Below are 13,550 nucleotides of genomic sequence, written 5' to 3'. Positions count from 1 at the left end.
TTTGCTGTTTGCCCCGAAGGAGTTGCGCATTATACGCAGCTGGATCGGAAGATCAACACCCGATTTGAATTATTTTCAAAGTCATGGAAACTATACAAATCAAGAACATTTGAGAATGCTATAACTATATGTTCTAAATAGATTTATACCGCAGCAATTAATTTCGCATGAGCTGATTCGGCAAGGCTACGCGCCGCTTCTACGGTATCAGCACTAGCGAGAACCACGCCCATGCGGCGCCGTCCGCTGACCTCGGGTTTGCCGAACAGGCGAAGATCCACGTCGGACATCGCCAGAACCTCGTCAACGCCCGACACACTGACACCTTCGACGCCACTATGCCCTTCGACGAGGAAAGCCTTCGACGCTCCCGACGTCGCACGCTGAATGTCCGGAACCGCTATACCGAGCAGCGCGCGCGCGTGCAGCGCGAATTGCGAGTGACGCTGTGTAATAAGGGTGACCAGCCCGGTGTCGTGGGGACGGGGTGAGACTTCATTGAAAAAGACCTTATCCCCCTTGACGAACAGTTCGACGCCAAAAATACCGTAACCACCCAGGGCCGCCGTAATCTTTTCAGCGATCTCTCTGGCGCCATGAAGGGCTGCCGGGGACATTGGCTGAGGTTGCCAGCTGACCCTGTAATCGCCATCTTCCTGAATGTGACCGATTGGGTCCGGAAAGCTTACGCCGCCTGCGTGACGCAAGGTGAGCTGGGTGATTTCGTAGTCGAAACTGAGGAAGGCTTCGACGATGACCCTGCCCTCACCTGAACGCCCTCCTGCCTGGGCATACTCCCAGGCGGAAAGGAGATCGTCTGCTGAGCGTATGATCGACTGCCCCTTGCCTGATGAGCTCATAACCGGCTTCATGACGCAGGGATAACCGAGTCGGCCAGCAGCCTCCATCGCCTCCGCCATTGTATCCGCGAAGGCATAGGGGGTTGTCGGCAGTCCGAGTTCTTCCGCCGCAAGCCGACGGATACCTTCCCTGTTCATGGTGAGATTGACCGCTCTGGCCGAGGGAATAACTCTGTACCCTTCTTCCTCAAGCTTTATCAGCTCGCCTGTCGCGATCGCTTCGATCTCCGGCACTATATAGTCTGGCGCCTCCGTGAGGATCAGCTCACGGAGTTGAGCGGGATCGAGCATGTCGATCACACGGGCGTGATGAGCGACCTGCATGGCAGGCGCACCGGCGTAGCGATCAACTGCTATGGTCTCGATGCCGAGCCCCTGAAGCACCATGATCAGCTCCTTGCCGAGCTCGCCGGAGCCCAGCAGCATGACTCGAAGCGCAGATTTACGCGATGGCGTGCCGATCACGAGTGGTTTGGAGGAGGCAGTCTGTTCATGGGCTTGGGTCATAGAAAACACCGAGTCGGGATAATCATTGAAGCTATTAAAAACAGTGTCGGGCTCGCGCAGAACATCAAAGCAATCGGCCACTCTTCTTTTCACGCGCGGCTACCTGCTCGAGCACGGCAAGCCGCTGTTCATTATTGAGACTGGACCAGTTGCAGATCTCGTCGCCAGACCGATAACAACCAACACAGATATCATCTTCATCGAGACAACAGATGCTGACGCAGGGGGAGCGAACCGGGGCTTCAGCTCCGGGACGGTCTTTTCGTGCGGGCGCCGATTGAGTGCCTACTCTCGGATTCGACTTCATTTGAAGTCGACAGCCTGAAGGTCCCTGGCGTAGCGGGCTGCATTGTGAACGTAGTGCGCGGCACCAGCTTCGAGAAACTTCTTCTGTTGATCAGTCAACGATTTTCGAATCTCGCCAGGTGATCCAATGACCAGGCTACCATCGGGAATGACCTGATTCTCTTTTATAAGGGCATTTGCACCGATGATGCAGTGCTTGCCAATTTTTGCTCCGTTGAGCACCACCGCATTGATGCCTATAAGGGAGTAGTCGCCAATGGTACAGCCGTGCAACATGGCTTTGTGCCCCACCGTCACGCCGGTGCCTATAATGAGTTTGATACCGGGATCGGTATGGAGCACCGCGCCATCCTGAATATTGGACGCCTCGCCGATCTCCACCAGGTCGTTATCCGCGCGGATTACGGCGTTGAACCAGACGCTACTTTTCGCCTTGAGTACGATGTCGCCAATCAAGGTGGCGTTCGGCGCGATGAAGTGGCCCTCTCCATCCAGTTGCGGCTGCTTGCCATTTATGTTGTACATCATTTGCGCTTCTCCGTTTGAGGCAGGGCCACTCAGGACACGAGACGATCAAGCTCGCTCTGCAGGTCGCCGCTGACGTGTCCGAGCATCTGCTCGAAGGCGACATGAAAGAATTCCATGAGCACGACTGCCGTCATCCCCCATATATGATATTGACCGAAATACCAGGCAGGCACTCTCAGCTCAAGGTTGCCGAATCCGAGGTTATCAAGTCGAGCAGGTTTCTCATTGAGGAAGAATGCCAGCGGAACTTTGAAAACGCTCTCGAGTTCAAAGGTATCGATTCGCATGGGAAGCTCAGGGGCAACGGAACCTACGAAGGGCGTGACAAGTATCCCGTGCTTCGACCAGACATCGCTCAGTCTTGCCTGATGCTTGATGCTTGATGCGGGCAGGCCGATTTCCTCGTACACTTCTCTGAGACCCGTTGCCAACAAGGTCGCATCGCCGTGATCCTGCATACCGCCTGGGAAGGCCACCTGCCCTCGGTGCGTATTGAGAATTTCGGATCGCCGGGTCAGGATGACGTGAGGATCATCTTCTTCAGTCAGTAGCATCATGACAGCGGCGCGAGGAAGTTTGCTGGTGAGACTTCTGAACTGGTAACGTTGGAGTTTTTCGTAGTCGGTCATTCTATCAATAGTACACTGTGCTGCTTTGACTTTGCCATCGAATCAAACAACCTGGTAACTAGCCTTGAATCAGATCATTCGCTTCTGCATGTCCTGTGGACAACCCACCCAGGATCGTACCCCTGAGGGCGACAACCGCTCAAGAGCCGTGTGTGGCCAGTGCGGCGAAATTCACTACGTCAATCCCAAGATCGTCGCTGGCGCCGTTGCCGTGTACGAGGATCGCGTCCTGTTGTGTCGCCGGGCCATTGAACCTCGAAAAAATTACTGGACCCTGCCTGCCGGCTTCATGGAAAACAACGAAACGGTGGCCGAAGCGGCGCAGCGGGAAACCAGAGAGGAGGCGGAAGGCGAGGTCACACTCCACGGCTTGCTGTCCATAGGCGACGTGCCGCATATCGGGCAGGTGCATATGTACTATCTGGGGGATCTCATAGAGGGTAAACACAGCGTGGGCGTCGAAAGCCTGGAGACCAGACTGTTTTCTGAAGCAGACATACCATGGGATGACCTGGCATTTAAAACGGTGACCGAGACCTTGCGTTACTATTTCAGTCTGCGAGCGCGACCGGGGTTTGTCGCCAGCGCCCCAGGCGAGCCCTACCAGTTCACAGCGCAATGGAAGCCAGATCGCTGATCGTCAAGGTTCTGGTTGATGAAGCTTGACGAAGTCGTAGGCGGGCACTTCATATGGATGAGCCCGCTTGATAGCCTTCTCCACCTCGATAACCAGATTGTCGGGCACCAGAATCTCCAACTTGTACTCGACCACTCGCTCGCTCTTTCCAACTTTCCCTATGGCAGGGTCGCTGCCCTTCAAAGGCCTGAACTGCCCCTCCCCTCTGACGACCCAGCAACACCGATCGTAGTTGTCGTAAGCACCAGCTCCAGCATCGAACAGTGCTGACTTCACGTCTTCAAGCGCGAAGTCTGGAATGTATACGGTCAGCTTCAACATTGATTACCTCCCTGGGCGTTAAGCCCGCCCTCCTCATTTTAGCGTGGAGATACCTGGCGAGTATAAGGGGATCAGGCTGATAAGACTGACTGAACCTGCTACGCGGGCGCGGATACATTGGGTAACAATGAGGGTCCCCAAGGGGCAAATATAGGGCTTGTCAGCAACGAATCAATGTAAAAATTACAATGAATTCGGAGCGGTGCCAGATTTTTATTAATTCATGCCAACTTTGGAGACGGAAGAAGGATAAGTTATCCACAGGCACTCTAAAATGATTCATTTCTAAGGTCTTTCGACATTTCTCCACAGAAATTGTGGATATCACTGTGGATAGGTTTTTGATGGAGGCCTGTAAGCCTTGTGAGCAGCGGCTTGTTTCCGAATTGTTCGACTTTTAACCAATTACTTTAATCGTTAATTATCAACAACTTAAGTTGAATAACGATAGTTGAAAAGAAATGCTCGGAGGGCTTGACAAGGAATGTTTCGGATATGCCACATTGTTGATAAGACAGAGCCTCTTGTTAAAAAAAACCGGCAAATGACAGATTTCGGGCTTGCAAAACGCTTGAAAAACGCTTCCAGTCTATTTTTTAGGCAATGACATTACATTCAGTAGCAGACACTTACATTTGGTTACGTTTAGGCATGAATTGTTACCGTCATGCACCGCGATGGCGCTCGGCGAGCGCCATCGGGGACATATCAACCTTTTGCCGCGTTGAGAAAGAGCTTTGCCCATGGACTGAATTCCGACAGTCGGTTTATCCTGTCAGCACGTTCCCCGGTGGCCGCTCGGGGGCTCCAGGAATGCTGGATTTCCCTGAATACCCGCTCAGGGTGAGGCATCATGATAGTCACCCGACCGTCGGCAGTAGTCATGCCAGTGATTCCCCTGGTCGAGCCACCCGGGTTCGCAGGATAACTTGTCGCCGGCTTGCCAGCTGAATCAACGTAGCGCAGTGCAACGAGTTGATGGTTCTGTAACTCGACTGCCTGCTTGTCAGTAAGGTCAGCACGGCCTTCACCATGGGCCACGGCAATTGGAAGAATCGAGCCTGCCATACCATCAAGCAGGATCGATGGAGAGCGGCACACCTCGACGAGACTGAGTCTTGCCTCGAACTGCTCAGACCGATTTCGCGAAAAGCGAGGCCAGTGATCGGCTCCAGGGATCAGCGTCTTTATCTGCGCCAGCATCTGACAGCCGTTGCAAACCCCAAGTGCGAGGGTCTCGGGACGCTCGAAGAAGGCCTGGAACTCATCCTGTGCGCGTGAGTTATGCAGTATCGTGTTGGCCCAGCCACTGCCTGCACCCAGAACGTCGCCATATGAGAAGCCACCGCAGGCCACGAGAGCTTCAAAGTCCTTCAGCGAGACCCTGCCGGAGAGAATGTCGGTCATATGAACATCGACGCTGTCCAGCCCCATGGACGCGAAGGCAGCCGCCATTTCGAGTTGTCCGTTTACGCCCTGTTCCCGCAGAACGGCAATGCGACGCCGCCCCTGCCCGACCGCCACGCCACTGAGGCCAGATCTTTGGACAATCGCGGCCTGAGCCCTTACATCGCTCATGTCGAAGCTGGGCTGGCTTCTGAGGCCAGCGTCATCACTCGCGTCGACTGTGGCAAACTCTTCATCGGCGCATTCCGGATTATCCCTCAGCCGCTGAATCTCATAGCTGGTTCGCGCCCACAGCCGCTCGAGAGCGGCTCGGCTCCGTTGTACGATGATATCGTCTGCAAAGCTGAATGTGAGTTGGTCAGAATCTGGCACGACTTTCCCGATTTCCAGAAAGGCTTCTTCCAGCCCTGCCTGCACGAACATCGAGTGAACGTACTGGACATGGTGAGACTCCACCTGAAGCACAGCGCCGAGCTCTTCGTTGAACAGTTCCCTGACGATGTGAGAGCTGTCCTTTACCCAGCGATCAAGCTGGATAGATATTCCGCAGCGACCAGCAAAGGCCATCTCGGCAAGGGTGGTCAGGAGACCGCCGTCGGACCGGTCATGGTAGGCGCGGAGGTAGTCGCCTTCATTGAGATGCTGAATGACTTCGAAGAACCAGGCCAGGGTTGACGGCGAATCCAGGTCTGGCGCAATTGCGCCGGTTGCCTTGAAGACCTGTGTGAGCGCGGAGCCACCGACCCTGTTACGACCAAAGCCGAGGTCGATCAGGATGAGCGTACTGTCAGCAATAGGTAGAAGCTGAGGCGTCAGGCTGCGGCGCACATCCTGCACCGGCGCGAAACCGCTGACTATGAGGGACAACGGTGAAATGACATTGAGCTCCTTTTGCATGCCGCTGCTCTGGTTTTCGAACCCTCGCTCACTATCTGCAAGCCACCGCGTACTCATGGACATTGAATCCTTACCGACAGGAATCGCAATGCCAAGCTCCGGACACAGCGCCATGCCGACGGCATGAACAGCCTCATAAAGCGCTTCATTCTCGCCCGGGTGCGATGCAGCCGACATCCAGTTGGCTGAGAGCCGTATATCTGAAAGCCGACGTATTCTTGCCGCTGCAATATTGGTAATCACTTCACCAACAGCCATTCGTGCACTGGCCGCGGGATCTATCGTGGCCACCGGGGTGCGCTCCCCCATCGCCATGGCCTCGCCGCGAAAACCGGTAAAACCGGTCATGGTCACGGCACAGTCGGCTACCGGCACCTGCCAGGGGCCCACCATCTGATCCCGGCAGACCTGGCCACTGATCGTTCGATCGCCGATGGTGATGAGAAATTTCTTGCTGGCGACTGAGGGCAGAGACAGCACGCGGTCAACGGCTTCGTTGACATCGATGCGGGTAGAGTCGAAGGTCGCCTTGGTAAAGCCGGTTCGACTGAAGCTGCGCTCCATGCGCGGCGGCTTGCCGAAGAGGACCTGCATCGGCAGATCGACAGGCTTGTCTGCAAAATATTGATCGCAAAGGGTGATGTGCTGCTCGTCAGTGGCCACGCCTACAACTGCATATGGACAACGTTCGCGGGCGCAAATCTGATCGAAGCGCTCGACCGAGGACTCCGAAATCGCCAGTACGTATCGCTCCTGGGACTCATTACTCCAGATTTCCATCGGCGACATGCCGGGCTCATCGGAGGGAATGTCGCGAATTTCAAACTGACCACCACGACCGGCATCCTTGACCAGTTCAGGCAGGGCATTACTCAGCCCACCGGCACCGACATCGTGAATAAAGAGAATGGGGTTCGAGCTGCCAAGCTCCCAGCACCGATCGATCACTTCCTGACAACGCCGTTCCATTTCGGGATTGCCGCGCTGCACAGAAGCGAAGTCCAGACCCTCGCTCGAAGCACCACCACCAACAGAGGAGGCCGCGCCGCCGCCAAGCCCAATGAGCATCGCAGGGCCGCCAAGTACGACTAAACGTGATCCTGCCGGCACTTCACCTTTTTGAACATGCTCTTCTCTTATGGTTCCGAGGCCACCGGCCAACATGATCGGCTTGTGGTAGCCTCGCCATTCGAGACCGTTTACAGTCGCCGCCATCATCTCGTAGGTTCTGAAATAGCCGCAGAGATTGGGGCGACCAAACTCGTTGTTGAACGCTGCTGCGCCGATAGGTCCTTCTATCATGATTTCCAGTGGCGAGGCGAAGCGTTCCGGGCGACCAGGACTGTCCTCCCATGGCTGTTCCGCGCCAGGAATAAACAAGTTGGATACTGTAAATCCCGTGAGGCCTGCTTTTGGCTTTGCACCTCGACCGGTTGCGCCCTCATCACGGATTTCGCCGCCTGAACCGGTTGCTGCGCCGGGAAAGGGACTGATAGCCGTCGGATGATTGTGGGTTTCCACCTTCATCAGAATATGCGCAGGCTCAACCACTGCACGGTAGGACCCGCTGGCAGGGTCGGCAAAAAAGCGTTCGCCAGTGGCGCCCTGGATGACGGCGGCATTGTCGGAATAGGCCGACAGAATGCCATCGGGTGCGCTGTTGAAAGTGTTGCGTATCATACCGAACAGTGAATGAGGACAAGTCTCGTCATCGACTACCCAGCTGGCATTGAAAATCTTGTGACGACAATGTTCAGAGTTCGCCTGGGCAAACATCATCAGCTCGACATCGGTAGGATTGCGCTGCAAGGATGAAAAAGCGTCGACGAGGTAGTCGATCTCATCATCCGCCAGGGCGAGTCCCATGTCCTGATTAGCCTTTTCAAGTGCCTTTCGCCCACCACCGAGCACGTCCACAGAGGCAAAGGCCCCAGGCGAGCGGTGGGTAAATAACAGAGAAGCGGCAGCGAATTCGTGAAACACGGACTCGGTCATCCTGTCGTGGAGCAGCCCCGCAATCTGCTTGCGGACCTTGCCTTTGAGCTTGTTTTCACTTATCACAGAATAGGCCGTGCCCCGCTCTACTCGGGCTATACTGTGCAGTCCGCAGTTATGCAGGATGTCGCTGGCCTTGGTAGACCACGGCGAGATCGTGCCCTGGCGCGGTAAAACCAGAAACAGGTTACGCTCCTTGCCATGAGCGGCGTTAGCCAACTGCACAGTCTGCTTTGGCGCGTCCAGCGGCTGGTCAGGCCACTGCCCGGCTTCGACGTATTCTGCTTCGAGCAAAGTGGCGGCGAGCTGGCGATCGCGAAGACTGAGATCGTCTTCGCTTTCCAGAAAATAGACGTGGCGCGCTTCGATATCGACTATCGTAGTACCATGGGCTTGCTGCAGGCGATTGAGCAGGCGCTGCTTTCGGAAACTGGAGAGCGCTGACGACCCGTTGAATTCGTGCATATCGAAGGTTTTTTGACCGGAGCAGGTGGAAAGGAAGGTGAGCATCATAAAGTATTCGCCGGCATCGAGCCAGACTGACTGTCGCGGAATCCCGCCACGCAGCAGTGGCAGCCGCGGCCATTTGCAGCCTGTAATAGCGATCTGCCTGCTACTGTCTTCCCTGCTCAACGGCTGTACCCGCCCGGATCAGGTCGAGAAAGTCAAAAGCGAAGGCGTCCTGCATGTTGCGACGCGAGTGGGTCCCCTCACCTATTATGAAACCGATGACGGCCCGGCAGGCTTTGAGTACGAACTGGCCGTGCGCTTTGCCGAGTATCTTGGTGTCGAACCGAGGATTCGTGTTACGCAGGGTGTGCCGGAACTTTACGATGTCATTACACAGGGCTTCACTGATATCGCGGCTACGGGCCTCAGCCAGCAAGCCGCACGGAGCCTTCATCCGGAATTCCGTTTCGGACCGGTCTACAAGCAGTTTCAGCCCCTGGTGCTGTATAGACGTGGCACCGCCAGACCCAAGAACATCGCTGACCTGCTTGGCAAGTCGGTACTCGTTCCCGCCAGAACAGCCCAGATTGACTATCTGATGAACATGCAGGCTTCCGATTACCCTCAGCTACTGTGGGAGGAGCGCGACACGCTCGATCCGGCCGATATACTCAGCCTTATCGACGCCAGAGCTCACGATTTCGCGATCATGAATTCGTACGAATACGGCATACACTCGGCCATGTTTCCTGAGGTGAACAAGGCTTTCGAACTGATGGATCCTCTTGATGTCAGTTGGGTTTTTCCATCCGGTGAAGATGACAGCCTGCTCCAGGCGGCAAACAGCTTTTTTGGCGAGATCGAGCAAAACGGAACGCTGGCTTTACTTCGAGACAGATATTTCGGCCATATTGATCAGCTCGATTACGTCAACGCAGCTGTTTTCCAGCGGGATGCCAAGGAGCGGCTGAGCCGTTTTCTCGACTTCTTTCTGGCGGCCAGCGCCAAGCACGATCTTGACTGGCGCCTTCTGGCTGCGATGGGTTATCAGGAATCTCACTGGCGCCCCTACGCGCGCTCGCCGACCGGTGTGAGGGGGCTCATGATGCTAACGCTTACTACGGCCAAGGAAGTGGGTATAAAGAATCGCCTTGATCCCGAATCGAGCGTGCGAGGAGCAGCGGTTTATCTCCGAGGGCTGCATCAACGATTCAATGACGATATCGTCGAACCTGATCGAACCTGGCTTGCACTGGCCGCCTATAACGTAGGTATAGGCCACGTCAGGGATGCGCAGGAGATTACCCGGCAGCAGGGCGATGACCCAAACAAGTGGATCAACGTCATGAAGTACCTGCCGCTCCTACAGAATAAGGAATGGTACGAAAAAACCCGTTACGGCAAGGCAAGGGGCTGGGAGCCGGTGCACTATGTGCAGAATATTCGGCGCTTCTATGATGTCCTTGCGTGGCTTGACGACACCGGACGGCTGCATGACATAATCTCGCCTGAGGCCAGTGAAACCCTGAAGGCCTTTGCAGCGACAGGACAGGTCGAGCCCGATTCTGCAGCTGGGTCCACTCCACTCCAGGCTACCCATGGCGATGACATATCTTCTACTGCCGGCGCAGCACCCGTGAGGCGGGTGCTGCTCGAGCAGGTGTCCGGCGGCTTTATACTCGCCATGTAGGCTGCCGGATATTGAACCGAAAACAACAACACGTGAGTGCCGATCATGCCCAGTATTCTTTCGCGCCTGTTCAAACCCCGTTGGCAACATGCGGACCCCGTAGTCCGTGCAGAAGCGCTGAGCCAGCTTGACTGGGCGCGTGAAGCCGACCGGAAGATTCTCCTGCAGGTGCTTGCTGAGGATTCAGCGGAACCGGTAGTCAAGGCCGGTCTGGCACGCATAGAGGACCCTGGCGTCCTGCTCAATTTCGCTGGCCATGCGGACGCGACAATTTCCAAAGCGGCGGAACAGCACGTCATTGCCCTGCAGGGTGAACATTTAAGCGCCCTGACCGACTACTTCGAACAACATTTCGGCCAGCTCGATGAAGGCAGGCAAACCCGTCTGCTTCATCTGCTGCTGGCTCACGGGAAGCTGGGTGCGCAGTCGCAGGACCTGCTCAGGCACGCAGTAGCCTGCGGTCAGGCGCCGGTGGCCCGCATGGCCATGGAGCACCCCAGAGGAACAGTCAGACAGCAGGCTGCTGCTCTGCTAACAGACATAGACCTGCTAGAGCAGACTGCGGAAGTACTCAAACGCAAGGACAAAGGCGCGTACAACATTGTTCGTGCGCGCATCGACGAGCAAAAATCGAAAGTCGAGGCCGTGAGCCACTGCCTTCAGGGGCTGTCGGCCATCGCCCATGAACTCGAGGCCATGATTCAAAGTGAGTCATGGTACCGGCTTGATGAACGTTTACCTGGCCTGCGAAAGCGCTTTCAGAATGTCGTGGGGGCTGGCCCCTCGAACGAGCCACAGGTCGCTGACATGACGAGGCGGGTCAGCGATCTGCTCTTGCAGGCCGAGTCCATGGTCCAGCGGGTGGATCGCAAGCTGGCACTCAGGGAGACGATAGAGGCTCTCGAAGGCACGCTAGAGCAGCTGGAAGCATCCCCACCCACGTCGAACCAGGCGCCAGCGCTTGCTGCCCTCATCAGCACACAGGCCAATCGCTGGGCAAATGCCTGCGAAGAAGCGGCTTGCGATACTCCGCCGGCAGACCTGCTGAAGTCATTCGAGGCTGCCATGCGCCGGCTTGAAGAGATACAGCAATCATTGACGCTGGCGGCACAGGCAGCTCAGGCAGAGGCAGCTCAGGCAGAGGCGGAGCCTGAGGCAGTGGCAGATGCTGATGAACCTTCACCTGCCAAAGAAGAAGCGGATGCTACCACCGCTGCGGATATCGAGCAGGAAAATGCACTGGCAGAACTGAAGAATGAGCTGGCATCACAAAAAACTGGGCTCGCGGATCTGTTGAACGCTGCTGCGAGGGCGCTTGAAGATGGCCAATCGGGACTGACTGCCCAATATCTGAAGACCTTTGATGAGCGCATCTCTACGGTCGAGCTTGCGGCGTCTCAGGCTGCTGGTCGCGACGGCAGCAGGCTGGCAAAAGCAGCTAGCCGCAGTCTCGACAGCGAGCGCCGGGCACTCGGCCAGAGGCTGCATGAACTGCGTCAATGGGCCTCATTTGCCACTCAGCCCAAGCAGGAGGCCTTGCTGGCGCAGGCTGAGCGACTCGATGATCAATCGATTGCACCGAAAGACAAGGCACAGCGCATGAAGGCCTTGCGAGCAGAGTGGCAAGCGTTGGGACACTGTCCTGATAGACGCCTGTACGGTCGATTCCAGTCAGTGATGAACTCAATACAGAAAAGCTGCAGCACTTACTTTGAAGAAGAAAAGCGCTTGCGTAAACTCAACCAGCAGAAGCGGGAAGATATTCTCGCCGCGCTGCGCAAGCTCATTGTAGAGAGCAGCCCGGATGCGGTCGAATTGTCGGCCCTCGAAACAATCGTGGAGCGATCCCGGCAAGAGTGGCGCACCGCGTTTCCGGTCGATAGAAGCGCAGAGAAGCCTCTTCAGGCATCATTCGACGAACTCATGGCAAAAGTTGAGGCGCCGCTGATCGCGGCACGTGAGGCGGGGAAGGCAGGTCGCCTGAAACTGATCGAGGACGTGGGCGCGTTGCTCGAAAGCACCTCCAACGCTGAAGTCTCACAGCTCACCGATGCCGTCAAAGCGGCTCAGGCTCGCTGGAAGGCCCTGCCCCAGACCTGGCGGAAGGACGACAGGCAGCTTTGGCAGCAGTTCCGCGCCTTGTGCGATAAAAGCTTCGAACGACGGGATTCTGCGGCAGCAGTCCAGCGGGACTCCATGCACCGCCTGGAGCAGACCGGCAACTCACGCTTGGACACATTAAAAGATGAATTATCCAGCCTGTCGGCCCGGGCCGCGGCTGATGATCTTTCGGCCGCCGATAGAGAGGCACTTGGTCAGACGCTTGACGAAACGGAGGCGGCGATCAGGGCCGTGCGTGCCGATAGGCTTACTGGCATGGGGACCCTGGCAGCGGATACACCCGGGCGATCCGCCGCAGGAGGGAAGAGTCTTGATCGAAAGTTCGACCAACGGATCGAGAGCTTGCTGACTCAGGTCCGCGAGGCGAAACGACAGCTTGAATCACGCAAGACCAACCTGGCGTGGCGACGTCTGAGCGAATTTGCGACAGCTCTGTGCGAGGCAGGCCCAGAACATGCAGAAGCTGGTGACCTTGAAAGCAGGCTGAATAGCTCAATCGACACTGTCTTTGGACCGGCGCGCAGCGAGGACTGGCTGGATTCAGCGCATATCCTGTATGAAGCGAGACGCCTGATCGATGAGCTTGACTCAGGCGCCGAAGCGACGCTCCTGGAAACCAGTCTTCGCCAAGCCATTGTTCGAGCTGAAATTTTCACTGGCGTGGACACACCGCAGGAAGACCAGCCTGTTCGAATGTCACTACAGATGCAGCGCCTCGCAGAAATCGGGCAACGCAATCGGCCCCTCGCTGACACGGCGTACCCACATCAGCGTCGGTCTTCGACCGCGCCTGACGGTGTCCCTGAGGCGCTGCTCATCGAGTTTGAGCTGGGGGCCGCGGCTCTGCTTGCCAGACAGTCGCTACCAGATCTTGAAAAAGCGCCTTCCGCGAAGCAGCTAGGTGAACTGTTCAGGTCTCGCTGGCAGGGTCTGCATGTTCCGGGCTGACTTTGCGAATGGCTTCGCGCACGCTGTGCGCGACTGCGTCGCGCATCTTGCGCAGATCGTCCGGCTGGAGGAAGAACGCCATGTCTACACTATGGCGGATATAACGCGGCGGTAAGGTGTTGAGCGAGATGCATGCCATATCGCAGACCTTGTCCTGATCCGCCTCGCGGCCTGCGAGCTGGAGCGCCAACTCCTCGATGACCATCCGCTCGTAATAGTTGTACATGTTATCCAGAACTGTCACTTTTCATCTC

Annotated in this window: 10 protein-coding genes; 3 read left to right on the top strand and 7 right to left on the bottom strand. The window is 56.4% G+C overall.

Translation table 11 applies throughout. The features are described 5' to 3' along the window. Positions 1 to 143: 143 nt before the first annotated feature. From purT to ABD735_RS04675, 4 genes are all read right to left on the bottom strand, one after another. Complete coding sequence (purT, locus tag ABD735_RS04690) at positions 144 to 1,367, bottom strand: formate-dependent phosphoribosylglycinamide formyltransferase (protein WP_344803752.1); 1,224 nt, start codon at positions 1,365 to 1,367, stop codon at positions 144 to 146. A gap of 64 nt (positions 1,368 to 1,431) precedes the next feature. Continuing rightward, entirely contained in the window at positions 1,432 to 1,674 is a 243-nt protein-coding gene (locus tag ABD735_RS04685) for a DUF1289 domain-containing protein (RefSeq protein WP_344803750.1), read from the bottom strand. Then, a complete protein-coding gene (locus ABD735_RS04680; RefSeq protein WP_344803748.1) occupies positions 1,671 to 2,201 on the bottom strand; it encodes a gamma carbonic anhydrase family protein in 531 nt (176 codons plus the stop codon). The genes ABD735_RS04685 and ABD735_RS04680 overlap by 4 nt, the downstream gene beginning before the upstream one ends. A gap of 29 nt (positions 2,202 to 2,230) precedes the next feature. Then, positions 2,231 to 2,830, bottom strand: coding sequence for an NUDIX hydrolase (locus ABD735_RS04675; protein ID WP_344803746.1), 600 nt, complete (start codon positions 2,828 to 2,830; stop codon positions 2,231 to 2,233). Positions 2,831 to 2,894: 64 nt separating this feature from the next. Between ABD735_RS04675 and ABD735_RS04670 the strand changes: the two genes are divergently transcribed. Continuing rightward, positions 2,895 to 3,467 (top strand): NUDIX hydrolase, encoded by a 573-nt coding sequence (locus tag ABD735_RS04670; RefSeq protein ID WP_344803744.1) that lies wholly within the window; start codon positions 2,895 to 2,897, stop codon positions 3,465 to 3,467. Between the two features lie 3 nt (positions 3,468 to 3,470). On the opposite strand, the gene ABD735_RS04665 is transcribed toward ABD735_RS04670, so the two are convergent. Both ABD735_RS04665 and purL read right to left on the bottom strand, forming a co-directional pair. Next, a complete protein-coding gene (locus tag ABD735_RS04665) occupies positions 3,471 to 3,788 on the bottom strand; it encodes a YqfO family protein (RefSeq protein ID WP_344803742.1) in 318 nt (105 codons plus the stop codon). A gap of 708 nt (positions 3,789 to 4,496) precedes the next feature. Next, a complete protein-coding gene (gene purL, locus ABD735_RS04660; protein ID WP_344803813.1) occupies positions 4,497 to 8,552 on the bottom strand; it encodes a phosphoribosylformylglycinamidine synthase in 4,056 nt (1,351 codons plus the stop codon). A 37-nt stretch (positions 8,553 to 8,589) separates the two neighbouring features. On the opposite strand from purL, the gene mltF reads away from it, so the two are divergent. Both mltF and ABD735_RS04650 read left to right on the top strand, forming a co-directional pair. Next, positions 8,590 to 10,227 carry a membrane-bound lytic murein transglycosylase MltF gene (gene mltF, locus ABD735_RS04655; protein ID WP_344803740.1) on the top strand — a complete coding sequence of 546 codons (1,638 nt, stop codon included), beginning with the start codon at positions 8,590 to 8,592 and terminating at the stop codon, positions 10,225 to 10,227. 45 nt (positions 10,228 to 10,272) lie between these two features. Next, on the top strand, positions 10,273 to 13,296 hold the full coding sequence (locus ABD735_RS04650) for a DUF349 domain-containing protein (RefSeq protein ID WP_344803739.1): 3,024 nt from the start codon (positions 10,273 to 10,275) through the stop codon (positions 13,294 to 13,296). Here the strand turns inward: ABD735_RS04650 and ABD735_RS04645 are convergent. Further along, positions 13,259 to 13,540 carry a late competence development ComFB family protein gene (locus tag ABD735_RS04645; RefSeq protein WP_344803737.1) on the bottom strand — a complete coding sequence of 94 codons (282 nt, stop codon included), beginning with the start codon at positions 13,538 to 13,540 and terminating at the stop codon, positions 13,259 to 13,261. The two genes, ABD735_RS04650 and ABD735_RS04645, sit on opposite strands and share 38 nt — an antisense overlap. Between the last annotated feature and the right edge of the window lie 10 nt (positions 13,541 to 13,550).

The organism is Allohahella marinimesophila (assembly GCF_039538005.1).
GTDB lineage: Bacteria > Pseudomonadota > Gammaproteobacteria > Pseudomonadales > Oleiphilaceae > Allohahella > Allohahella marinimesophila.
This window is presented reverse-complemented; position numbering and strand designations above follow the sequence as displayed.

Coding starts and splice junctions, on each gene's coding strand:
- purL (WP_344803813.1), bottom strand. CDS start 8,552: ATGCACGAATTCAACGGGTCGTCAGCGCTCTCCAGTTTCCGAAAGCAG.
- ABD735_RS04665 (WP_344803742.1), bottom strand. CDS start 3,788: ATGTTGAAGCTGACCGTATACATTCCAGACTTCGCGCTTGAAGACGTG.
- purT (WP_344803752.1), bottom strand. CDS start 1,367: ATGACCCAAGCCCATGAACAGACTGCCTCCTCCAAACCACTCGTGATC.
- ABD735_RS04685 (WP_344803750.1), bottom strand. CDS start 1,674: ATGAAGTCGAATCCGAGAGTAGGCACTCAATCGGCGCCCGCACGAAAA.
- ABD735_RS04680 (WP_344803748.1), bottom strand. CDS start 2,201: ATGATGTACAACATAAATGGCAAGCAGCCGCAACTGGATGGAGAGGGC.
- ABD735_RS04675 (WP_344803746.1), bottom strand. CDS start 2,830: ATGACCGACTACGAAAAACTCCAACGTTACCAGTTCAGAAGTCTCACC.
- ABD735_RS04650 (WP_344803739.1), top strand. CDS start 10,273: ATGCCCAGTATTCTTTCGCGCCTGTTCAAACCCCGTTGGCAACATGCG.